The sequence below is a fragment of the Rhodococcus sp. MALMAid1271 genome, assembly GCF_049195265.1.
Taxonomy (GTDB): Bacteria; Actinomycetota; Actinomycetes; order Mycobacteriales; family Mycobacteriaceae; genus Rhodococcoides.
On record NZ_JBMIRQ010000056.1, the window covers coordinates 1 to 21631 of the forward strand.

The 21631-nt window shown below is 66.6% G+C and carries 26 protein-coding genes; 14 read left to right on the plus strand and 12 right to left on the minus strand.

Translation table 11 applies throughout. From position 1 onward, the window contains the following. Positions 1–208: HNH endonuclease signature motif containing protein (locus ACOQFP_RS05340; protein ID WP_421583704.1), on the plus strand; the 208-nt coding region annotated here is incomplete at its 5' end. Positions 209–290: 82 nt separating this feature from the next. Here ACOQFP_RS05340 and ACOQFP_RS05345 read toward each other — a convergent pair. Continuing rightward, entirely contained in the window at positions 291–980 is a 690-nt protein-coding gene (locus ACOQFP_RS05345; protein ID WP_421583705.1) for a hypothetical protein, read from the minus strand. A 128-nt stretch (positions 981–1108) separates the two neighbouring features. Between ACOQFP_RS05345 and ACOQFP_RS05350 the strand changes: the two genes are divergently transcribed. Together ACOQFP_RS05350 and ACOQFP_RS05355 are read left to right on the plus strand one after the other, a co-directional pair. Further along, on the plus strand, positions 1109–1792 hold the full coding sequence (locus ACOQFP_RS05350; protein WP_421583706.1) for a response regulator transcription factor: 684 nt from the start codon (positions 1109–1111) through the stop codon (positions 1790–1792). Continuing rightward, positions 1789–3237 carry a sensor histidine kinase gene (locus ACOQFP_RS05355; protein ID WP_421583707.1) on the plus strand — a complete coding sequence of 483 codons (1449 nt, stop codon included), beginning with the start codon at positions 1789–1791 and terminating at the stop codon, positions 3235–3237. Before ACOQFP_RS05350 ends, ACOQFP_RS05355 begins: the two co-directional genes overlap by 4 nt. A gap of 12 nt (positions 3238–3249) precedes the next feature. Here the strand turns inward: ACOQFP_RS05355 and ACOQFP_RS05360 are convergent, their stop codons facing one another. Then, the gene (locus tag ACOQFP_RS05360) at positions 3250–3735 is read right to left on the minus strand and encodes a GNAT family N-acetyltransferase (RefSeq protein ID WP_421583708.1); all 486 of its coding nucleotides are present in this window, start codon (positions 3733–3735) and stop codon (positions 3250–3252) included. Positions 3736–3744: 9 nt separating this feature from the next. Beyond that, entirely contained in the window at positions 3745–4485 is a 741-nt protein-coding gene (locus ACOQFP_RS05365; protein WP_206492958.1) for a lysophospholipid acyltransferase family protein, read from the minus strand. A 70-nt stretch (positions 4486–4555) separates the two neighbouring features. On the opposite strand from ACOQFP_RS05365, the gene ACOQFP_RS05370 reads away from it, so the two are divergent. Continuing rightward, positions 4556–5422, plus strand: a complete 867-nt coding sequence (locus ACOQFP_RS05370) for a hypothetical protein (RefSeq protein WP_421583709.1) — start codon at positions 4556–4558, stop codon at positions 5420–5422. A gap of 31 nt (positions 5423–5453) precedes the next feature. Here ACOQFP_RS05370 and serS read toward each other — a convergent pair whose 3' ends face one another. After that, the gene (serS, locus tag ACOQFP_RS05375; RefSeq protein WP_421583710.1) at positions 5454–6707 is read right to left on the minus strand and encodes a serine--tRNA ligase; all 1254 of its coding nucleotides are present in this window, start codon (positions 6705–6707) and stop codon (positions 5454–5456) included. Between the two features lie 11 nt (positions 6708–6718). Continuing rightward, positions 6719–7111, minus strand: coding sequence for an ankyrin repeat domain-containing protein (locus ACOQFP_RS05380; protein WP_206491218.1), 393 nt, complete (start codon positions 7109–7111; stop codon positions 6719–6721). A 34-nt stretch (positions 7112–7145) separates the two neighbouring features. On the opposite strand from ACOQFP_RS05380, the gene ACOQFP_RS05385 reads away from it, so the two are divergent. From ACOQFP_RS05385 to ACOQFP_RS05405, 5 genes are all read left to right on the plus strand, one after another. Further along, the gene (locus tag ACOQFP_RS05385) at positions 7146–8231 is read left to right on the plus strand and encodes a septum formation family protein (protein WP_206491219.1); all 1086 of its coding nucleotides are present in this window, start codon (positions 7146–7148) and stop codon (positions 8229–8231) included. 13 nt (positions 8232–8244) lie between these two features. After that, the gene (locus ACOQFP_RS05390; RefSeq protein WP_206491220.1) at positions 8245–8577 is read left to right on the plus strand and encodes a metallopeptidase family protein; all 333 of its coding nucleotides are present in this window, start codon (positions 8245–8247) and stop codon (positions 8575–8577) included. 140 nt (positions 8578–8717) lie between these two features. After that, entirely contained in the window at positions 8718–9029 is a 312-nt protein-coding gene (locus tag ACOQFP_RS05395) for a PE family protein (RefSeq protein ID WP_206491221.1), read from the plus strand. Positions 9030–9130: 101 nt separating this feature from the next. Further along, complete coding sequence (locus ACOQFP_RS05400; protein ID WP_421583711.1) at positions 9131–10315, plus strand: PPE domain-containing protein; 1185 nt, start codon at positions 9131–9133, stop codon at positions 10313–10315. Beyond that, positions 10312–11175 carry an ESX secretion-associated protein EspG gene (locus ACOQFP_RS05405; RefSeq protein ID WP_421583712.1) on the plus strand — a complete coding sequence of 288 codons (864 nt, stop codon included), beginning with the start codon at positions 10312–10314 and terminating at the stop codon, positions 11173–11175. Before ACOQFP_RS05400 ends, ACOQFP_RS05405 begins: the two co-directional genes overlap by 4 nt. Here the strand turns inward: ACOQFP_RS05405 and ACOQFP_RS05410 are convergent. Genes ACOQFP_RS05410 through ACOQFP_RS05420 form a run of 3 tightly spaced genes read right to left on the minus strand, consistent with a single transcriptional unit; the run spans position 11168 to position 13495 of the window. Beyond that, complete coding sequence (locus ACOQFP_RS05410) at positions 11168–11833, minus strand: histidine phosphatase family protein (RefSeq protein WP_421583713.1); 666 nt, start codon at positions 11831–11833, stop codon at positions 11168–11170. The two genes, ACOQFP_RS05405 and ACOQFP_RS05410, sit on opposite strands and share 8 nt — an antisense overlap. Beyond that, positions 11830–12762: a prephenate dehydratase gene (pheA, locus tag ACOQFP_RS05415; protein ID WP_421583714.1), complete on the minus strand. Its 933-nt coding sequence runs from the start codon at positions 12760–12762 to the stop codon at positions 11830–11832. The genes ACOQFP_RS05410 and pheA overlap by 4 nt, the downstream gene beginning before the upstream one ends. A 10-nt stretch (positions 12763–12772) precedes the next feature. Further along, entirely contained in the window at positions 12773–13495 is a 723-nt protein-coding gene (locus ACOQFP_RS05420; protein WP_206491226.1) for a hypothetical protein, read from the minus strand. Positions 13496–13611: 116 nt separating this feature from the next. Between ACOQFP_RS05420 and ACOQFP_RS05425 the strand changes: the two genes are divergently transcribed. The 5 genes from ACOQFP_RS05425 (at position 13612) to ACOQFP_RS05445 (ending at position 18369) form a co-directional block, all read left to right on the plus strand. Further along, on the plus strand, positions 13612–14379 hold the full coding sequence (locus ACOQFP_RS05425; RefSeq protein ID WP_421583715.1) for a DUF2470 domain-containing protein: 768 nt from the start codon (positions 13612–13614) through the stop codon (positions 14377–14379). A gap of 34 nt (positions 14380–14413) precedes the next feature. Further along, entirely contained in the window at positions 14414–15223 is an 810-nt protein-coding gene (locus ACOQFP_RS05430; RefSeq protein WP_421583716.1) for a CPBP family intramembrane glutamic endopeptidase, read from the plus strand. 647 nt (positions 15224–15870) lie between these two features. Then, positions 15871–17109 (plus strand): LCP family protein, encoded by a 1239-nt coding sequence (locus ACOQFP_RS05435; RefSeq protein WP_421583745.1) that lies wholly within the window; start codon positions 15871–15873, stop codon positions 17107–17109. Between the two features lie 32 nt (positions 17110–17141). Beyond that, a complete protein-coding gene (locus tag ACOQFP_RS05440; protein ID WP_341245417.1) occupies positions 17142–17702 on the plus strand; it encodes a ferritin in 561 nt (186 codons plus the stop codon). Positions 17703–17814: 112 nt separating this feature from the next. After that, entirely contained in the window at positions 17815–18369 is a 555-nt protein-coding gene (locus tag ACOQFP_RS05445; RefSeq protein WP_206491230.1) for a ferritin, read from the plus strand. A gap of 126 nt (positions 18370–18495) precedes the next feature. Here the strand turns inward: ACOQFP_RS05445 and ACOQFP_RS05450 are convergent, their stop codons facing one another. The 4 genes from ACOQFP_RS05450 to ACOQFP_RS05465 are packed head-to-tail and all read right to left on the minus strand — an operon-like array spanning position 18496 to position 21519. Next, positions 18496–19407 carry a DUF5926 family protein gene (locus ACOQFP_RS05450; RefSeq protein WP_421583717.1) on the minus strand — a complete coding sequence of 304 codons (912 nt, stop codon included), beginning with the start codon at positions 19405–19407 and terminating at the stop codon, positions 18496–18498. Positions 19408–19417: 10 nt separating this feature from the next. Further along, positions 19418–20191, minus strand: coding sequence for a glycerophosphodiester phosphodiesterase (locus ACOQFP_RS05455; protein WP_206491232.1), 774 nt, complete (start codon positions 20189–20191; stop codon positions 19418–19420). Next, complete coding sequence (locus tag ACOQFP_RS05460; protein WP_421583718.1) at positions 20188–21195, minus strand: DUF4328 domain-containing protein; 1008 nt, start codon at positions 21193–21195, stop codon at positions 20188–20190. The genes ACOQFP_RS05455 and ACOQFP_RS05460 overlap by 4 nt, the downstream gene beginning before the upstream one ends. After that, positions 21196–21519 (minus strand): rhodanese-like domain-containing protein, encoded by a 324-nt coding sequence (locus ACOQFP_RS05465; RefSeq protein WP_206491234.1) that lies wholly within the window; start codon positions 21517–21519, stop codon positions 21196–21198. Positions 21520–21631 lie beyond the last annotated feature (112 nt).

The following is a 21631-nucleotide window of genomic DNA, read 5'->3' on the forward strand; positions in this document are numbered from 1 at the left end:
CCACATCCGACACTGGGCAGACGGCGGCCCCACCGACCTGAACAACCTCGTCCTACTCTGCGGCTTCCACCACCGACTCATCCACCATTCGGACTGGGAAGTGTTCATCGCCGACGACAACCACCCCTGGTTCATCCCACCCGCCACCGTCGACCCCAACCGACAACCCCGACCCTCCCACGCCCGAGCCGGCCCCCACATCGCCTGAACCCGGCCCACACCTCAACGACCCCCGAAACGCAATCCAGCCCCGCACCGAGAACACGGTGCGGGGCCGGAAGAGATTGTCGTCAGGAACCGGAAGAACCAGTAGGAGGTGCGGGAAGTGCAGCACCATCACCAGGCGCAGGAGGCGTAGCGCCGTCGGCAGGCGCAGGCGGGCCGGCACCATCACCAGGCGCAGGCGGTGTCGCACCCTCGCCCGGCGCAGGCGGGGCAGGCGGGCCGGCACCATCACCAGGCGCAGGCGGCGTCGCACCCTCGCCCGGCGCACACATCGCACCCGGTCCACCCTTTCCTGGACCACCCATGCCCGGACCACTCGCAGGCGGCGCAGGCGGAGTCGCACCCTCGCCCGGTCCACCCATGCCCGGACCACCCGCAGGCGGCGCAGGCGGAGTCGCACCCTCGCCGGGGGCCGGCGGGGTTGCGGCATCAACGGATGTAGGAGTGGTCGATCCATCGGTGGATTCCGGAGCGGTCTCGGTACTGGGGATATCCAACCCTCCACCACCGTCGGTGCGCTGCAGCGACGAGGACGAGGCAACGGTCGACACTGCAGGCGACGTCTCGGGCCCGGTGGCTGCGAAGACCGCCGAGGCTACGAGTGCTCCGACTGCGAGGCCAGCGGCCGCTGTTGCTACCAGCGGAACCCGCCCCTTCCATCGCTTCTGCTCGTTCGATCCAGTTGCAACTGCCTCCTCGTTCGGGCCATCTTCCGGGTTCGGTACAGCCGGGATAGGTTGGGTCTGATCGTTCACAGTCACTCCTTGGTCGGATGTGGTTCGTTCGCTTCGTTCTGTCACCGACCCTGCCGCCTCTAGCTGAAGTCACCCTGAAGCTGGACGCATCTTCAGGATCACTTCAGCTGCTGGGTGACAATCGAGGCATGACTTACAGTGCCGCTCCGCGGGTGATGGTGGTGGAGGACTCGCTGCCGATCCGGGAAGCCCTGGTCGCCGCGTTCGAGGACGCGGGATTCACCGTCGCGTCCTTGCCCGACGGTGCCGACTTCGAGACGACGATGGCAGGTTTCCGCCCGGACGTGGTGATCCTCGACATCATGCTGCCCGGCGCGCGGGACGGCTTCGATCTCATCGGCGTCGTCCGCCAGAGCAGCGATGCGGGACTGATCATGGTCACTGCCAAAGACCAGTTGGAGGATCGGCTCCGCGGGCTCGGCGACGGTGCCGACGACTACGTGGTCAAACCCTTTCAGCTCGACGAGGTGGTCGCGCGGGCGCGGTCGGTGCTTCGGCGACGCGGCCGATCCTCCGATGCCGTGCAGGTGGGCGACCTGCTGGTCGACGAGCCGGCCGGCGTTGTCACTCGCGCCGGGCATGTCCTCGACTTGACGGCAACCGAACTACGACTGGCCACGTTTCTGGTCGCGCAGCGCGGGCGTACGGTCTCGAAAACCTCCATCCTCGAGGCGGTCTGGGGTTACGGCGCGTACGACGCCAACCTGGTCGAGGTCCATATCAGTGCGTTGCGTCGCAAGCTGGAGGCTCACGGGCCACGGTTGATCCATACGGTCCGCGGCCTCGGTTACGCATTGCGGGCACCGCAATGACCAGACCAACGAACCACACACCTACCCCGTCGTTGCGCATGCGGGTGGTGACCACCGTCATCGCATTGTTCGCAGTACTGCTTCTCATCGTCGGGGTGTCAGTGGATGTTGTTCTGGGACAACAGCTTCGACGCGATCTGGATGCGCGGTTGACCGACCGGGCTGCTCGCGCGATCGAGTTGGTGAACAGTGGCGTCGGCTCGGAGGACCTGGTGCAGGCGTTGCAGGGAGATGCCATCCGGGTTCGCGTCACCACCGCCGACGGCACCGTCTACGGCGCACCTGGCGAGCCGCCCTCGGCTCCGGCGAGCAGACCTGCTGCGCCACCGGCAGGTCCGGCCAACGCTCCCGTTCGCCCGGGGCCTCCCACTCCACCAGCACCACCGTCGGATTCGCTCGAGATCACCGAACCTCTGCCGGATGGTTCGACGCTGTCGCTACTCGGCGACACCACCGCCATCGCCGATGTTCGGCAGCAACTGCGGATTCTGATGATCGTCGCAGGCGCGGTGACGCTGCTGCTGGCCGCGGCTGCACTCACTGGCGCGGTGCGGCGGGCACTGTCTCCGCTGGACTCGATGACCTCCGTCGCTCGTCGAATCACCAATGGAGACAGGGGAAGACGGCTGCTGCCATCCAAACCGAAGACCGACCTCGGCCGCACGGCCTCCGCCGTCGACGAGATGCTCGACGCCCTGGAGGAGGCCGAAAGCAGAGAAGCTGCGGCTGCGCACGCGGCGCGCCTCGCCGAGGAGGACATGCGCCGGTTTCTGGCCGACGCGGCGCACGAACTACGCACCCCGGTCGCCGGGATCTCGGCACTGACGCAATCGCTGCTGCGCGATGTCGAGCGCCGTCCCGATCGAGTCGGCAGGTGGAGCGAACTGCTGGTCGCCGAATCATCGAGGGCCTCGCGCCTCGTGGCCGACATGCTCGATTCGGTTCGCGCCGAGAATACTTCCGAGCTGGAACTGGCCGACGCGGACCTCTCGGAGATCACTCGACGCACCGTCGAACGCGCGGAACTGCTGTCTCCACATGTCGAATTCGAAGTCGATGCCCCGCAGTCGGTCCCGGCACGGGTGGACGCAGGCCGCATCGAGCAGATCCTCTCGAACGTTCTCGACAACGCCTGCCGTTTCACCCCGGACGAGGGGACAGTTCGGGTGACGGTCGGTACCGATACGCATGCCGTGATCACCGTCGACGACGAAGGTCCCGGCGTTGCCGAGATCGACCGCGAGCGTATCTTCGAGCGGCTCGTTCGGCTGACCTCCGCGCGCGACCGCGCCTCGGGCGGCGTCGGACTCGGCCTGTCGATCGCACGCACGCTCGCTCGCGCGCACGGCGGTGAACTCGTCTGCGCTGCAGGGCCTTCCGGTGCGCGGTTCCAACTGACACTACCGTTGGTCGACCGGCCGACGGACTCCGAACAACACCGATGAACAGACCGATAACTACTCTGCGATGAGATCCATCAACAGGTTGTCGTGCCAGCCCGCCGGGCCCTTCTCGTACTTGCGCATGATCCCCACCGGCTCGAAACCGACTGCGCTGTAACAGGCTATCGCTGCGGCATTGTCCGAGGCCGGGTCGATGACGAGGCGGTGATGCCCCAGATCGACTGTCAGATAACGCACCAGTGTGCCGACGGCATCCTTCCCGACACCATGCCCATGAACCGCCGGATCGAGAAAGATGTCGATCGAGGCGTGCCGGTACATCGGATCGGTCTCTTCGCCGTACTGGATCAATCCCACTGTAGCGCCGTCGAGTTCGACTACCGAGCGGTTCTCTTCGGGGTTGTCGAACGGCCAGTTCTCGTCGGTGTCCTCGTCGCCCCACCGCGCGTACACCTCGGGGGTGTGCAGTATTCGGCGTAGTTCCGGGACGTCCTCGGCGGTGACCGGTCGCAGCACGACCCGTTCACCGCGGAGATTCATCGGTCCGCTCTACTCCGCTCGCTTGGCTGCGCGTGCCGCAGCGTCTTGGGCGTCGAGCTTGTCTGCTTCCTCCAGGGTGGGGGCACTGCCACCCAGACGCGCCGGAACCCAATAGGCCCCCGGCTCGTGGTGGTAGTTCTCCTGCAGTTCCAGCAGCATCTTCTGCATCACCGAGCGGAGCTTCTCGGTGAGCTCCTTCGGCGGGCCCTCCGCTGGGATCGGCTCGCCCACTGCGATCGAGATGGGGGTGTTGGTGCGGCCCAAGCGTTTCGGGTGGCCCTTGGTCCATACCCGCTGCGCGCCCCAGATCACCGTCGGAATGATCGGCACCCCGGCCTCGATGGCCATCCGCGCCGCACCGGACTTGAACTCCTTGATCTCGAAGCTGCGACTGATCGTCGCCTCCGGGTAGACCCCCACTAGTTCACCATTGCGCAGGCTCTGAACGGCCGCCTTGTACGACTCGGCTCCCGCACCACGATCGACGGGAATATGCCGCAGTGCACGCATGATAGGGCCGGAGATCTTGTTGTCGAACACTTCCTTCTTGGCCATGAAGCGGATGTAGCGCTTCACGCGACGCGGGGGCAGTCCCGCGTAGGTGAAATCCATGTAGCCGGTGTGGTTGACGGCGATGACCGCTCCGCCGCTGGCAGGGATGTTCTCCTCGCCCTCGACCTCGAACTTCAGGCCCTCGAACGCGAAGATCGTACGAGCGATGCCGATGACTGATCGGTAGACGGGTTCCACAGTCCGTTAGCGTAGTCGGTGGACGAGGCCGGAGAAAAGGTCCGAGAAATTGCAACGGGGGAGAGAAACAGTGAATAACAGTGCGGCCCCGGCCCGGCGTTGGCGAGTCGCCCGAACCGCGTTGCCGCTGATCGCATCGCTCGCCCTCGTCGGAGCCTGTGATTCCGCCGTCGGGATTCCGTCGGATCAACCCGCCGCGACGAGTGAAACCGCCCAGCCGACGACCGTCCCGGAGACCACGGAACCGACCTCGACCACACCCGCACCCCCACCGATCCCGCCCGGCCCTCCGGTCGGCGAGGTGCCGGGAAACCCCGGCGCGGCGGCAGCGCTGCGTCCGTTCGTGGGCGATCTCGTCGGCGGTGGAATAGGTGTCGTCACAGCACGGTGTTGGACGGTTCCGCCCACCAAGATTCCCGCGATGTACGCCGACACCGCCGCAATTCTTGCCGCCGTTGCAGGCCCCGGCCTCGACGGCCAGTACGCGGTGACGTGGACCGGGCCCACTGCGACGGTCAGCATCAAACGCAGTGAGATCGCATCCGGCTATGCATGCCCCGCCGTCTATCCCACCGGCAGCCCTCAGGTGTTCGACGCGGCAGATGCGGCCTACACCGTCGACCGCTATCTGGGACGGGTCGCCGGGAGTCCGGTCAACCGCAACGACGTCGAGCAGAACTACCCGCTCGTCTGCGAAGCCCGACGAACATGGGACCCCGCGGCCACCGGATCCCCCACCGCGTCACCGCTGGCAGAGAACCCGGGCATCCTGCCCGCGATCACCTCGTTCGATCCCGACAGCGTTTTCGTCACCGCACAGAACGGCATCTACACGCAGGTCAACGCGGACATCATCGACGCCTCGGGCAACTACCAGAACCGAACCTTCGTGCTGACGATCGGCGGCGAGGGCTACTGCATCGGCAATATCGCCTGATGTCGCAGGCGACGACCCCCGGGAAGAACACCTAGCGCAGTACGTCCGTTCCGACGAACGGCACGAGAGCCTCCGGGACCCGGACGGTGCCGTCGGCCTGCTGGTGGTTTTCCAGGATCGCCACGATCCAACGGGTGGTGGCGAGGGTGCCGTTGAGGGTCGCGGCCGTCTGCGGCTTGCCGTTCTCGTCGCGGTACCGCACGCCGAGGCGTCGGGCCTGGAAGGTCGTGCAGTTGGAGGTGGAGGTGAGTTCGCGGTAGGCCTGCTGGGTCGGCACCCATGCCTCGCAGTCGAACTTGCGGGCGGCCGAGGAACCGAGATCGCCGCCTGCGGTGTCGATGACGCGGTAGGGCACCTCGACGGCAGCGAGCATCTCCTTCTCGAACTCCAGCAGCTTCTGGTGCTCGGCCGCTGCGTCCTCCGGTTTGATGTAGGAGAACATTTCGATCTTGTCGAATTGGTGGACTCGAATGATGCCGCGGGTGTCCTTGCCGTAGCTGCCCGCTTCCCGGCGGAAGCACGAGGACCATCCCGCGTAGCGCTTGGGGCCGTCGGCGAGGTCGATGATCTCGTTCGAGTGGTAGCCGGCGAGCGCTACTTCCGAGGTTCCGACGAGGTAGAGGTCGTCGGCTTCGAGTCGGTAGATCTCGTCCGCGTGTGCGCCGAGGAAGCCGGTTCCGGACATGATCTCGGGCCGCACCAGCACCGGCGGGATCATCATGGTGAAGCCGTTCTTGACTGCTTTCTGCGCGGCGAGCTGCAGCAGCCCCTGCTGGAGCAGCGCCCCGTAGCCGGTCATGAAGTAGAAGCGCGAGCCCGATACCTTCGCTCCGCGTTCCATGTCGATCAGGTTCAGCGCTTCGCCGAGTTCGAGATGATCCTTGGGCTCGAAGTCGAACTCCGGGAGATCTCCGACGGTCTCGAGCAGCACGAAGTCGTCTTCGCCGCCCGCAGGTGTGCCGTCCTGCACGATGTTCGAGATCGCCCGGTGAGCGGTATCGAGGGCTGCGTCGGCCTCGGCTTCGGCGGCCTGCGCTGCCTTGACTTCGGCGGCGAGTTCCGACGCCCCGGCGAGCAGCGCGGGCCGGTCCTCGGCGGAGGCTTTACCGACCCGCTTTCCCAGTGCTTTCTGCTCGGCCCGCAGCTGATCGCCCGCCAGCACCGCAGCACGGCGGGACGCGTCGGCGTCGAGAAGCGCGTCGACGAGAGCGGGGTCCTCGCCTCGGGTTCGCTGCGAGGCGCGCACGGCATCGGGATTTTCGCGAAGGAATTTCAGGTCGATCACGAGAGGGAACCTTACTTGCCGAGCAACCCCAGGTAGTCCTCGCGTCCGAACATCGTTGCAGCATCGATCGCCGTCGGATGGCCACCATGGGGGTCGGCTCCGCCGTCGACGAGTACGCGCACGATCTCGTCCTCGCCTTTGAATACCGCCCCTGCGAGTGGGGTCTGTCCCTTGTCGTTGGGCTTGTTCGCATCTGCACCGCGTTCGAGCAGCACCCGCACCGCGTCGGCATGTCCGTGGTACGCAGCGAGCATGATCAACGTGTCCCCGGACTCGTTGTGCAGATTCACCGGCACACCCGCGTCGAGATAACTCGCCAGAGCCCGAGCATCACCGGTGCGCGCCATCGTGAACAGACGCCCCGCCAGCTCGCTGAGGTCATCGTCACCTGTCGGGTCGTTCATGGGCACCGAAGATACTCGGGCATGATGGAGGGTGATGCCCGGATACGAAACCGACACCCCGACGAGCGAGAAGTCTCGTCGAACACTGTCTGCAACCACCGCTCGACGCGGTCTTGCCCTGGTTGCAGTCGGAGCAGTCCTGGCTGCTGGGGCGACGGTTTTCTTCTCCGACGGATTCTCGACGCCCGAGAAGATCATCACCCATACGACGGCAAGTGGCCCTGCCACCGCCGGGCCCGTGACGGCGTCCTCGTTCGGTGCGGCCGATCCCGGCACGTGTCTGCAGTGGACGCCCACCGACGATCCGGAGACGGACCGCCAGGATCTGGCCGAAGTATCGTGCGCCGATCCTCATCGTTTCGAGGTCGCCCGCGACATCGACATGAGTGTGTACCCGGGAGTCGAGTTCGGTCCGGGTTCGCCGTACCCCGGATCCATTCGCTTCGGCGAGTTGCGCGACGAGCACTGCGTGTCTGCCGTAGATCAGTACGTCGGTGCCAAGTTCGACCCCAGCGGACGCTTCGGCGTCGGGCTGATGTTCCCCAGCCAGGCCGGATGGGCCAAGGGCGAGCGAACTCTGCGCTGCGGAGTGCAGATGCCGTCGAACACCGGTGCCCTACTGGAAGTGACCGGCTCGATTCTGGACCAGGACCAGTCCAAGGTGTGGCCGACGGGCACCTGCATCGGCATCAATCAGAACGTGCCCGCCGATCCGGTTGACTGCTCGGCACCGCACGCCTACGAGGTCGCATCGGTGATCAACCTGACGCAGCAGTTCCCTGGCGGTCACCCGTCCGAGGGCGATCAGGACGCGTATCTGGAAGGCACGTGCACCGATGCCGTCAACGGCTACCTCGGCTCGGACACCGCCCTGCGCGACAAGACCCTGACGTTGTTCTGGGACACGATCGACGGTGCGAGCTGGCTGGCCGGTAGCCGTCAGGTGACGTGCTCGGTGGGCAAAGAACTCGACTCGGGCGGCTTCGCGACCATCGTCGGCACCGCCAAGGGCGACATCCTCATCAACGGTGCTGCCCCGGTGCCCCCTCCTGCCGCTCCCGAGGGCCGGGCTCTCCCGATTCCGCTGCCCGGTGCCGCTCCGATCACTGCCGGAGGATGACATCCCCACCCACATGACCCGGGTCGACTTCGAGGAAGCCGTCTCCGATGCCCTCGACACCCTGCCGCGAGAGCTCACCGATTTCATGAACAACGTCGTTGTTCTCGTCGAGGAGGAGCACCCGACCGAGGACATTCTCGGGCTGTACGAGGGCATCGCGCTGACCGACCGCTTCGAGTACAGCGGTCATCTCCCGGACGTCATCACCATCTATCGCAAGCCGATTCTGGAGATGGTCGCCGACGAGGCCGAGGCCCGACGTGAGATCGCCATCACCGTGGCCCACGAAATCGGGCATCACTTCGGCATCGACGACGAGCGACTGCATCAACTCGGCTTCGGCTGAGCTCACACGCACGACCGCGGGGCGCAACTGCGCCGCAGAGAGTTCGTGCTCAGTTTTTCGCATGTCGATGGAACCAAACCGCGCACGCTGGCGTCCTACCTACCGACAGCAGAAGTTCTCGAGATCGAGGAGCGTGGCTCATGACCGTCATCAAGGTGGATCCTGTGGCACTCGAGCTCGCCGCCTCGGAACTCGATGCGGTCGCCGCGCGCTTGCAGGCCGCCGTCACTGCTACCGCTGTTCCGATGCGGCCTCTGCCGCCGGGCACGGACGAGGTGTCGCTGCTCACCGAGAGATTCTTCGGCACCGCCGCCGATACCTTCGGACCCGCCGCGGCGCAGGGCATCGCGGAGCTGCACCGAGCGGCAGCGGAATTGCGGAAGCAGGCCGCGGATTATGTGGCCACCGACGACGACACGGCCGGTGGCCTGCCCGGGCTCCCCGGCATCTGAGGCAGGCACGCACTCGAGAGAACCCGTCTCGACCGGACCACGACAATCTCGACCGGACCACGACAATGACGCAGGGCTCGACACATCATGGGGGCTAGAGGATGACGCTCGGAGTGACAGGTGTGGTGTGGCTGCCACGCACGGCGACGGGAAATTCGACGCGATTGCTCGGGCCAGGTCCGGTGCCGCTGCACGTCGCGGGCGGTGCGTGGGGTTCGGTGGCGGCGGCGTTCACCGAGGCGTCGGCGAGCATCGCTGCCGTCACGGCGGCGTTGACCGAAGGTTGGGAGGGTGATTCGGCTCTGCTCGCCCAGGCCGCGCTCGCCCGGTTCGCCACGTGGACCGGCGCGACGGCAGCCAAGGCTGCATCGTTGTCGGTCGAGGCCCCGGCGGCCGGTACCTCCTATGGCGTCGCGCTGGCGACCATGCCCTCGCTCGTGGAGATCGGTGCCGTGCAGGCCGCGAAGGTCGCCGCGGCGTCGACGGGCGGTGCATTGAACGGCAGTTACGAGGCGGCCGAGGTGGCCGATCGATTGCTCGATATCCGTGCCGCCCTGGTGATGGAAGGGTTCGAGCTGGTGTCCTCGCATCGCATCGTCAAGACCACCTTCGATCACCCGCCTGCCATCGTCTCCGATTCCGGCAGCGGCCTCGGTCGGTTCGCCAACGGTGCACTGATGACCTCGCCGGTTCAGGCAGCGATCGGTGGCCTGATGGCGGCACACAACCCGGGAGTTGCCGCGGCGGCAGGCCAGCTCGGTAGCGCAGCCACGTCGGTCGCCGGAACGGGCGTCTCCACCGTGGCCACCGCCGCATCGAACATCGCATCGACGGCGCTCGCCGGCGGACCAGGGGCCGCAGGTGCTCACGGTCTCCCGCCCGCAGGTCCGGGGTCCGGGGCTGTCGGCCCGGCATCGACGCGTCCGGTCTCGTTCGCGGCTCCAGGCGGCTCCGGCGGAGTCGGCGCTATCGGCGGGTTCGGAATGACCGGCTCGGGGTTGGGTCCCGCGGGCGGCGGATCGACACCGTCGGTCGCAGGCCAGAGTGGTCCAAGCAGTGCATCGGGCGCACCAGCCGCAGCCGACGGGGGCCTGGCTCAGCGTGGAACCGGCGCGGCTGGAGCCCCGGCCGCAGGCGCACGCGGTCAGGCCGAGGACGACGAGCACGAAACACCGGACTACCTCAAGCAGTTCGAGCACTTCGCGGATGGTCGCACCGTCGCACCGTCCGTCATCGGCGCGGATCCGACGCTGCCCGCATCCGCTACCAGCGGGAACGGCCGTTGATCGACTTGGGAACCGTGCCGGTGGGCCACACATTGCCGAACGCCCGGCTCGGCATCGATGAAATGGACTTCCTCGTCGACGAACTGTCGATCGCCGAACTGCCGGTTGTTCTCGATGTGTTTCCTCGCTTCGACGACGTCCTCGCCCGAGACCGGGCCCTGGGTCGGGGCCGCAGCGCCCTCGACACCGCAGGACTGCTGGCCGGGGGCGAGGTTCACGAAGACCTTCAGCACTGGATGCGGGTCCTCGAACAACCGCACTGGTACGTCTCGGCCCGCATCTTCGATACCGAGGCAGAACAACCCACTCCCACCACCCGAATCTGTGTCGCTTCCGACGATCGGACCACGGTGTCGGCGGTCCGCACAGACGATGTGACGACAATCCGGTTGATCCTGGGCGACCCCGCTCGCGACCTCCTCGCCTCGATCGGTTCGGCCACATCGCTCGAACTGGGCAACGTCGAACTGGGCAACTCCAACCTGGGCGATGTCAACGCTCCTACCGATCTGCTGGCCGAGGCGCTCGATGCGGCACCGAGCGATGTCGGGGCAACCGCTTCCCGCCTACGCAGAATCGGAGTAGCGGACGATCGCGCCGCCGCACTCGCCTCTGCCCTGGCCACCTGCGCCGGACGAACCGAGATCACGGCCGTCGCGCGCAGGCACGGCACCCGTCAGGTGGCCGGCCGGCCCGTGGCCCTGTTCGACACCCGAGCAGGCCGCATCGTCGCGACCTCGGCCCTCGCCGCCGACGGCACGTCCTGGAGTTCACTGACCGGCGCGACGGACAGCAAGGTCGCGGCCGCCCTCACCGAACTGATCGGCTCGGCGCGGCGCGGCGCCATGGCCGCTAGCTGATCGGATTGTCTGCTTCGTCGCTGCCCTTGCCCTCGAACGGCGGCAGGAACGTGCCCCATTTGGCGCAGGCCCACCCACCGCCGGGCAGGGGAAGAAGCTCGACGGTGTCCGTGTTGTCGAGGTGATTGTCGGCCGCGAAGGTCCCGTCGACGCCGGTCAGTACCGCGGCCACCAATCTGATGGCGGCACCGTGACTGACGACAACCACATCGCCTGCCGTGTCGTCGCCGAGGTACTGCGATCGGAATCCGTCGAGCACCGGCACATAGCGCTCGAGCACCGACTGGCCACTGTCTCCACCCGGCACTGCCGCCGCCAGGTCGCCGTCGTGCCAGCGACGAAAGACCTCGGTGAACTCCCGGTGCGCGTCAGGGTCGTCTCGGTCTTCCAGATCCCCGGCGAAGGTTTCGTGAATTCCGTCGACCACGAGGAGCGGAACCGATGTCGCACGTTCGATGTACCCGGCCGTTTGTTTGGCGCGCAGCGCCACCGAGGACGCCAGCACAGCGGGAGGGCGATTGACCCACGTCTGTGCGTACCTCTCGGCCTGCTGATGCCCCAGCTCGGTCAGTTCGGCTCCCGGCGGTGCGGTATCGAGCATCTTCGCGACGTTGGCCTTGGTCTGACCGTGCCGCACGAGGATCAACTTACCCATCACAGATCACCGCGACCAGCTCGGATATCGGTGAGCCACTGCACGTGTTCGTCGATCGGCGGCGGCACCGATCCTCCCGTTCCCGTTGCGGTAGGCCATGATCCGAGGAAGCGCAGCGGCATCTTGCGGTGGAAGGCCGTCAACGCCTCGGCGACGAGCGGGTCCTCGATATGACCTGCGCAGTCGACGAAGAATCGGTAGGTGCCCAATTGTGAACGGGTAGGCCGCGATTCGATGAATGTCAGATCGATGTTGCGAATTCCGAACTCGGCCAACGCCGCGGGCAGAGTGCCGGGATCGTTCGGCGGTTCGAGCACCACTGCCGTGCGATCCGCACCGGTCCGCGGGGCAACCGGCCGCGGCGGCGTCACCAGCAGGAAGCGGGTTCGGGCACCCTCGACGTCGATGACGCCGTCGGCCAACGTCGCCAGCGACAGACGCTCACCGGCCAACCGCGTCGATATTGCAGAATCGACGATTCCGGCGGCAACATCCTCTGCCGCACCGGCATTCGACGACGCCGACTGGACCACCGCATCGGGCATCGTGGATTGCAACCACTGCCGCACCTGATTGAGAGCGATGGGGTACGCACTGATGGTGCGAGCCGATTCGAGCGTGACGGAAGGGCCGCCGAGGACGGTGAAGGCCACCTCGATCTCGGTCTCGGCGACGATCTGCAACCGTCGCCCCTCGGACAGCGCGTCGAGTGTCGGGGGGACAGCCCCTTCGATCGAGCTTTCGATGGGAACCACAGCCGCATCGGCCGCACCCGAGCGGACGGCCTCGAGGGCGGCAGGCGGGCTCGCGGCCGATACCCGCTCGACGGCACCGTGCAAGCCGACGGCTTCGATGGTTCCCAGCTTTTCGAACTGCGCCAGCGCCATCTCCGTGAACGTTCCCGATGGGCCGAAATAAGCTATGCGAGGCACGCCTTGAAGGCTACGTTGCCGCGCTGTCGTCGGCGATCAATCCGACCTCGACGAGCCGCGCGCGGGCACCGGCGGCATCGGGAACCTCGACTCCGAACAGCACGTCGCGCACCGCCTCGGCGGCCTCGGGGATCAGAGCCCGTAGTGCAGCGACATTCGGCGCGGCCAGCGCGCCGACGATGTCGTCCCCGCGCAGCGACGCCACCGTTGCGGCGAGGATCGCGAGCACCTCGTCACCGGTCTCGGCGCGTGCGACCAAACCGACGTCGGAGTGGGACACCACCGCGAGTACGTCGGCGATGCGCCGTGGGGTGTCGCCGACGCCGATGCCGAGCGTCCGGTGCGCGAGGGCGACGGCCTCCGCCGTCTCGGCGACGTCGATCGCGTCGAACACCGGGAAGACCACCAACGGGGAGGGCAACTGCAGCGCAAGCGCATCGGCGAGATGCTCGGCTGGCGCGTCGACCTCGAATCGAACTGCCTCGTAGCCGCAGGTCGGATCGTCGCGAAGCCGGTCGGGGTCGATGTCGAGACGGACCACGACGCGACCGAGGTTTTCCGATTCGGCGGTTGCGAGCAGGGTCGATGCCCGGACCACCGGCGGGCCGTACCCGGCTCCGCGTGGGGCGGCGTGCAGCTCGGCAGCATCGGAGCAGATCGGCAGCAGCAGCTCCTGCACGAGTGCGTACGGGTCGGGTCGGTGTGGCACACCGAGGGTCAATGGAATCGGCACATCCTCACGGTAGTCCCGGCACGCTCTTGCGATTCCCCCCACATCGCTATAACTTAGGGAACAGTAACTTAGGTTGCCCTCACCTACTTGGCCGTTCGATCGCATCGGAGGAACCCATGCTCGGCGCAACCACCACCGGCCCGTCCACCGCCGAACGCGTACGCAGCGCGTGCATGCGCGCCGACAACGCCAATCTCGCCATCGACGGCCGCGATCCGGTGATCACCTCGCTGCACCACCTGCGACCCAACGGTGAGATGATCCTCGCTGTCCCCACCGACACCCATGACGACACGGACACCCCGCACCGTTCCCGTACCGGACTCCCGGCCGTTCTCGAACTCACCGATCACGCTCCGCTCGCCCTCCGGGAACCGGTCCGTTCGCTGGTGTGGCTGCGCGGAGACCTGCGCCCGGTCCCGGCATCGCTGCTGCGCCCCATGGCCGCAGCCGTGGCCGCCGAACACCCGTATCCGGCTTTGCTGGACGTGGGCCACACGACCTCGCTGATGCGGCTGACCCTCGGATCTGCTGTGGTCGCGGACAGTAGCGGCGCGGCACCGGTGGACGTGGAATCGCTGTTGGCGGCCGAACCCGATCCGTTCTGGGAGATGGAGACCAGCTGGCTCGAACATCTCGATTCCGATCATCCCGACCTGCTCGCCCAACTGTCCCGACGCCTCCCGCCGTCACTGCGGCAGGGCCGGGTACGCCCACTGGGTATCGATCGCTACGGCATTCGACTGCGCATCGAAGGTGAGCACGCAGACAACGACGTTCGACTGGGATTCACGACGCGCGTCGACGATGTGGTCTCACTCGGCCGGGCGCTGCGCGTGCTTGCGGGCTGCCCGTTCCTCAACGGGCTGCGCGCCCGCGGCTGATACCCAAGCACGAGAAACAAGGCAGAATCGTGCGGTGATCGACTTCAAGAGCTGGTTGACGCCACCGCCGCCGGAACGTACCGCTCCCCTGCCGGACGCCCGCGAACGCACGACCATCAAGGTCGAGATCGCAATCGTGCTGCTGGTGACGTTCGGCCTCAGCGGCATGAGCAGCATCCTCTCGCTCATCGAGGACGCCCTCCAGACTGCTGCTCTGTCCGATCAGACCGTCGCACTGAACTCCTCGCGATCGAGCTTCAGCCTGATCGATCTGCTGTTCCAACTCCTGAGCATTCTGCGATTGTGCGCGTGGGGTGCGTTGGGCCTGTATCTGCTGTGGCGGGCCGATCTGACTCCTCGCATGATCGGTCTGGCCAGACCACGCCTGAAGCTCGACCTCGGTCACGGCCTCGGTCTTGCGATGCTGATCGGCCTTCCCGGTTTGGCGCTGTACCTCGTCGGCAACGCCATCGGCCTCAATCTGAACGTCGTCCCCAGCGCCCTGGACGACCATTGGTGGCGCATCCCTGCACTGATTCTGTACGCCCTGGCCAACTCCGGTGCCGAGGAAATCATCGTCGTGGCGTATCTGATCTCGCGCCTGCGCAGACTCGGCCTGAGCGAGAACGCGTCCCTGCTCGGTTCGGCCCTGCTGCGCGGCAGTTACCACTTCTACCAAGGGGTGGGAGGCGGGGTCGGCAACTTCCTGATGGGCCTGGTGTTCGGCCGCTACTGGCAGCGCACCGGCAGGCTCTGGCCGCTTCTGATCGCACACGCATCGATCGACATAGTTGCCTTCGTGGGCTACGCCCTGCTGCGCGATCATCTGACCTGGCTTCCATAGACCTGCCGGCAATGCATAGACCTGTCGCCTATCCATAGGCCTGTCGGCAACGGGCCTGTTGTTTCCGCGGCGGTGGGTACAGTCGATCCGTGAACGACGACGATCGCTACGGACGGCATGGCGCGCCGGACCGACGCACGCCGCCTCCCGGTCGAACGCCGCAGCCCGGCGCAAACCCACAGCCACGCGCAACTCCGCAGCCCGGCCCAAACCCGCAGCCCCGCGCAACCCCGCAGCCCCGTCGAATCCCGCAGTCCGAGCCACGTCGCGCCGGGGGTCAACCCCCGCAGCAGCCACCACGCAGGCAGCCTCCGCAACAACAGCCTCCGCAACAACAGCCACCACAGCAGCGGCCCCGACACCAGCAGCCGCCCGGCCCGAACCGGCCCGAGCAGCCTCGCGGCCGACAACCAGCAGGCAACCGGCCCGATCGACAGCCACCCGGAAACGAACGGCCCCGTAGCGAGCCGCCCCGCAACCAACGCTCCGGTCAGCAGCCACCACCCCCGCGGCACGATCGCCCAGCTCCGCCGCCGGGTCGGAACCCCCGCCACTCGCGCGCCGAACCACCCATGCGCCCTGCACCTGGTCGTCCTGCACCTGATCGCCCTGCACCGCACGGGTTCACCGCGGAAGACGCCGAGTTCATCAGACGCGACGGCAGGCCCGCCGCCGGTGCCGAAGGGTCGGGTGCCCCGCCGCGGGCGTGGTCTCTCGCCCCAGAACCCCGGTCGGCACAGTCGGGTACACCGAATTCGACACGCCGATACTCGCGCCCCTCCGAGGAGCGCGGTTCCGAGTACGCGCCCCGCCAGGAGCCGGAACCGTTCGCCGACCGCACGCCGCAACCGGCCCCCTCACAACGAGCGCTTCGACGACCTGAACCACAACGGCCGCAACGTGATTCACGTCCTCCGAAAATCGCCAAGCCACGCAGGCGCAGGCATTGGGGTCGACGTTTCCTGATCGTGCTGCTGATCCTCGTACTGGGGATCGGCGGCGTCGTCTACTACGTCGACAGCTCACTGACGCGGGTGGACGCACTCAGCTCCTACCCTGGCCGCGTCGGCGACACACCGGGCACCAATTGGCTGCTCGTCGGATCGGATTCACGCGCCGGCCTGACACCGGAGCAGGAAGCCAATTTGGCCACCGGCGGCGAGGTCGGCCCGAGCCGAACCGACACGATCATCCTGATTCACATCCCCGAGGGCGACGGCCCGCCCACGATGGTGAGCCTGCCACGAGATTCGTATGTGTCGATCCCGGGAAACGGCAAGAACAAGCTCAACGCGGCCTTCGCATTCGGTGGACCGCCACTGCTGGTGCAGACGGTCGAGGAGGCAACCGGGGTGCACATCGATCACTATGCCGAGATCGGCTTCGGCGGCTTCGCCGGGATCGTCGACGCGGTCGGCGGGGTCAACGTGTGCGTGCAGAATGCGATCGACGACCCGTTGGCAGGTATCAACATTCCCGCCGGATGCCAGGATCTCGACGGGTCCGAGGCGCTGGGATTCGTCCGGTCCCGCGCCACCGCGTTGGCCGATCTCGACCGGATGAACAATCAACGCGCGTTCATGTCCGCGCTACTCGAAAAGGCCACCAGCGCGTCGACTTTCCTCAACCCACTGCGGTTGTGGCCGCTGGTGTCCGATACCGCGTCCTCGTTGAGCGTCGACGACGGAGATCACATCTGGAACCTGGCGATGCTGGCCTGGGCGATGCGCAGTGGACCGGTGACCACCACGGTGCCGGTCGGCGGATTCGAGGACTCCGACGTCGGAAACGTACTGCTGTGGGACGACACTCGTGCGCCGGCCTTCTTCGAGGCCATCGCGCAGGATCGTGAGATTCCGCCGGAACTGCTGACCGGTGGACCCTGAGGCACTCACCGCACCGGTATAGGTTGGGGTTCATGACATCGCCGTCTGCCCCGTCCGCCGCGACTTCCGGTGGGTCGTTCCACGATCTGCTCCGAGCTCAGGTTCGCCACGAGTTCACCGCATCCCAGCAGTACGTCGCGATTGCGGTGTGGTTCGACCGTAACGATCTGCCCCGGCTGGCCGCGCGCTTCTATGCCCAGTCCGCCGAAGAGCGTCGGCACGCGATGATGATGATTCGGTTCCTCATCGACAACCGGCTCGACGTCGACGCGTCGGGCATCGACGATGTCGTCACCGATTTCTCGTCGGTGGTCGAACCGGTGGAACTGGCGCTCCAGCAAGAACTGTCGGTGACCGATCGGATCTCCGCGCTCGCGCATGCGGCTCGGTCCGAGGGTGACTACATCGGCGAGCAGTTCACCCACTGGTTTCTCACCGAGCAGGTCGACGAGGTCGCCGCGATGCGCACTCTGCTCACCGTGGTGCGCCGGGCCGGATCGAATCTGTTCGACATCGAGCAGTACGTCGCCCGCGAGATGGGCGGCTCGGTGACCCGAGCCACCAATGCCCCCGCAGAGGCGGGAAGCGCGTAGTCTTCGGCCCTGCTCAGAGCGGACAATTAGGATTCACTGTATTAGGCAACGTTCGCCTCATTAAGGTTCCACTTGGATGACAAGGGCCTCTGACCAGGCATATTGTCCTTCCATGAGCTCTGACATCAAGGAAACCAGCCACACGAAATTCCATGCCCTTCTTCGTGACCAGATTCGCAACGAGTTCAACGCCTCGCAGCAGTACATCGCCACCGCTGTCTACTTCGCGAATGTCGATCTGCCGCAGCTGGCCAAGCACTTCTACGCGCAGTCGGTCGAAGAACGCAATCACGCCATGATGATCGTGCAGTACTTCCTCGATCGCGACATCACCGTCGAGCTGACCGGCGTCGACGCATCGAAGTCCGTCTTCACCGATCCCCGTGAGGCAATCGCTCTGGCGCTGGCCCAGGAAGAGACCGTCACCGAGCAGATCATCACCCTGGCGAGCACCGCGCGCGAGGAGGGCGACTACCTCGGCGAGCAGTTCATGCAGTGGTTCCTCAAGGAGCAGGTCGAAGAAGTTGCCAGCATGAAGACCCTGCTCAACATCGCCGATCGCGCGGGCCACAACTTGTTCGATCTCGAGCAGTTCGTCGCCCGCGAGATGAACACCGCCGTGACCGTCGACGCAGGCGCACCGACGGTCGCCGGCGGATCCCTCTGATCTCACGCCGACGCGAGGCGTGAGTAACTCACGCTCGTACGGGTGGTCGTCGCACACGCACATCGCGATCGACGACCACCCGACTCACGTTCTGTTGCCGATCTCGGCGCGAGCGGATCCGGCCGATCAGCGCAGCGTGACCTGCCTGCCGCGCAGTCCGTCACGCGAACGCAGCTGCGCCGCAGTCAACGGAGCATCGACAGCGAGCGCCTGATCGAGCTTGTCACCGAATTCCTTGGTGGGAGCAGCCCATTCGGTGGGGTGCATTTCGGGATCGAGATCGAACACCGGCACCAGCAGACCGTGGGTGCGGAAAGAACCGGCGTAGCGCGATCCTTCGCCCAGGTGCAGATCTCCCGCAGCGTGGAGTCGGGCGAGAGCGAGCATCACCTCGTCCTCGCTTTCCGGGCGCACCCAACGGATGTGCGCCTTCTCGCCCGCATCGACCCACCAGGCCGCAACGACGCCGTCCGCCTCGATCCGCGCCGAGGGCATGATCGCCTGGTTCGCGCGTTCCACCGTGGCAGCGACATCTGGTGCCGGAGTGGCACTTTCGGGAATCCACCAGTTGAAGTCCTGATGGACGGTGATCTCGAGCAACGCGGAGGCGTCGAGCACATCGGTCAATGCGGGAGTGTTCTCGTCCACGGCCGCAGCCTCGAGGGACTCGCCGGCGGCGGCGGTCGACACCCAGCCCAGAGCGCTACTGATATCTGCGGCAAAATCTTTGGACTGTGTCTGCACCTGCAGGCCGACGAATCCTTCGACGGTGCCCGCGTCTTCGCGCACCAGTGCCGCGACCGCTCCGGGCAGCACGGTCGCCAGCGTCACGGTGCGACCCTCGACCGTGATCGGCGCAGTTGCCGTCGCCGATGGGACGAACTCACGCAGGGCCACCAGATCGCACTCGGCAGCGAGGCCCTCGAACGGGCGCGTCGACGCCGACTCCAGGCTCGCGCGTTCGGCCTCACGCTGGGCTAGCTTCGCCGCTCGGTTGCTGCCCTGCTTCGGTCCACTGTTTCTTTTGCTCTTACCCACGTCCGAGAACCTACACGTTCTTCGATTCGAGCCAGGCTCGCGTTCGGCCGGGATGATTCGTGGCGATCCACCCGACACCGAGTTCGCGGCACAGGTCCACGTCCTCTTTCTCGTCGACGGTCCACACGTAACTCGCCCGGCCCGACGCGGCAGCGCGGTCGATGAGGCCCGGGTGCTCGCGGAGTGCACGAATGGACGGGCCGACCGCGGTGGCACCGACGGTCGTCGCTGCTCCCCCGCCGAGGTAGTGCGAACTGTCGCCGAGAAGCACTGTCGGGAGCATCGGGGCCGAGCGACGAACTCGCCAGACCGCCGAGGGCGCGAACGACATGATGACCGCGCGTGAGTGGTCTGCCGAGGCCGGCGCGCCGATGCCGAACCTGTGCAACTCGGCGAGCACCGCGCTCTCGATCAGCGAGCCGTAGCGCACCGGATGCTTGGTTTCGATGAAGAGTTTGACCGGCTTGCTGCTCCAGTCGAGGACGAGGGAGATCAGGTCGCGCAACGTCAGAAGCTCGGCGGGTTCGTCGGGTTCGCCGTAGTCGAGCTTCGCCAGCTCGGCAAAGTTCATCTCGCTGACGATCCCGGTGCCGTTCGAGGTCCTGTCGACTCGGCGATCGTGCACACACACGATATGGCCGTCCTTGGTCAGCCGAACATCGCACTCGACACCGTCTGCGCCCTCCCGCAGTGCGAGATCGTAGGCGGCGAGAGTGTGTTCCTTCTTCGCGGCCGACGCCCCTCGATGCGCGACGACGAGCGGGCCGCGGCGGTCGGGGCTCACGAGGCCGACACCGCCCCGGGTTCGTGATCGGCGGGCCTGCGTTCGGTACCAGTGGCGATCACCCAGCGGGTGGGTAGCGCGAGAGTCGATCCTCGCAGCGTGCGGCCCTCGAATCGTCGCATCACCGCCAGAGTCAGCACCGCGGACGCGGCGGCGACCGCGGCGACGAACGCCGACAGCAGCACTCCGTCGGCCCGAGCTTGCAACGTCCCCTGCAGATTCCACAGCAACTGGACGATCACCAGCACATTGCTGGTGGCCCACACCCCCCACCAGAGGCGAACCAGCGCCAGCTCACGATCGACATCCGCCTCGCACTCACCCCTGAGGCGTACGACCTCGGTGAGGTACACCCCCGGCATCACGATGCGTACCACCGGCAGCATCGACAGCAGCAACATCCGCCGCACCGACCGCGGATCGCTGGAGCCGACCGCGGCGAAGGCATGCCTGCGTTGCTCGATCAGCCAGCACGACGAACTGATCAGCGCGAACAATCCAACGACGAGCGCGCCCACCTGAGCGAAATACACCAGGGCGTCCGATGCGGCCAGCGTGATCGGCGAGACCAACCGGGTCCGGTTGTACAGCAGTATTGCGTACCGGAACACTTCGGCGATGGCGGCGAGCCCCAGCAGCAGCGCGGTGACGAGGACGAGCAACTGCGCACTGGCGCCATACCGTTCGATGCGACCGACCCGGCGCTCGGCCATCGTGTCGCGGGGAGTGTCACGCAGCCCCCACGTAGGCATCGTGTCGTAGTGCGGCGTCGGCGTCGGCGACGCGGTTCGAGGTGCACGTGCGGCTCGCGGATTTCCTTCGGCCGGGCGGGCCACCCAGCGGAAATTTCGCCGACCCTGCGCGGGTGCCCGGGTGGACACCGGCGAGAGCAGAACCCCGTGGCAGCGGGGACACCACGTGCCCGGCCGTGCGCCGACCGCCCAGCGAGTGCTGCAGCGGGCGCAGACCTGGAACGCCTGTGCGCGTCCCTGCGGTGCCGTCATCTAGATGATTCTCGGTTCGTGGGAGTCGTCGTCGCGCTGAATCGGTCGACCGGATTCCTGCCAGGCCAACATCCCACCGTCGACGTTGATCGCCTCGAATCCGACGCGGTTGAGGTATTCGACGACTCGTGCAGAGCGGCCACCTGCCTTGCACACCACGTAGACCTCGGTTTGATTGTTCAGCTCACCGGCGCGGGACGGAATGTCTCCCATCGGGATGTGCACGGCGTCGGGAGCGTGTCCGGCCTGCCACTCCTCGTGTTCGCGCACATCGAGCAGCAGCGCCGTCGCCGGAAAGGGCGCCGGGAGTCGGTCTACGGTCACTGAGGGCGACTGCTCGGGGTGAGACACACCTCGATCTTGTCACGGCGTCGCGCGGGGCTGCCACCCGTGTCCCGACGGCCGAAGCCGAGGCCGGTTATGACCTATGTCACAT

Coding starts and splice junctions, on each gene's coding strand:
- ACOQFP_RS05380 (WP_206491218.1), bottom strand. CDS start 7,111: ATGAACGACCCGACAGGTGACGATGACCTCAGCGAGCTGGCGGGGCGT.
- ACOQFP_RS05440 (WP_341245417.1), top strand. CDS start 17,142: ATGACATCGCCGTCTGCCCCGTCCGCCGCGACTTCCGGTGGGTCGTTC.
- ACOQFP_RS05360 (WP_421583708.1), bottom strand. CDS start 3,735: ATGAATCTCCGCGGTGAACGGGTCGTGCTGCGACCGGTCACCGCCGAG.
- ACOQFP_RS05385 (WP_206491219.1), top strand. CDS start 7,146: ATGCCCGGATACGAAACCGACACCCCGACGAGCGAGAAGTCTCGTCGA.
- ACOQFP_RS05400 (WP_421583711.1), top strand. CDS start 9,131: ATGACGCTCGGAGTGACAGGTGTGGTGTGGCTGCCACGCACGGCGACG.
- ACOQFP_RS05460 (WP_421583718.1), bottom strand. CDS start 21,195: ATGACGGCACCGCAGGGACGCGCACAGGCGTTCCAGGTCTGCGCCCGC.
- ACOQFP_RS05355 (WP_421583707.1), top strand. CDS start 1,789: ATGACCAGACCAACGAACCACACACCTACCCCGTCGTTGCGCATGCGG.
- ACOQFP_RS05425 (WP_421583715.1), top strand. CDS start 13,612: ATGCTCGGCGCAACCACCACCGGCCCGTCCACCGCCGAACGCGTACGC.
- ACOQFP_RS05395 (WP_206491221.1), top strand. CDS start 8,718: ATGACCGTCATCAAGGTGGATCCTGTGGCACTCGAGCTCGCCGCCTCG.
- ACOQFP_RS05350 (WP_421583706.1), top strand. CDS start 1,109: ATGACTTACAGTGCCGCTCCGCGGGTGATGGTGGTGGAGGACTCGCTG.
- ACOQFP_RS05390 (WP_206491220.1), top strand. CDS start 8,245: ATGACCCGGGTCGACTTCGAGGAAGCCGTCTCCGATGCCCTCGACACC.
- ACOQFP_RS05445 (WP_206491230.1), top strand. CDS start 17,815: ATGAGCTCTGACATCAAGGAAACCAGCCACACGAAATTCCATGCCCTT.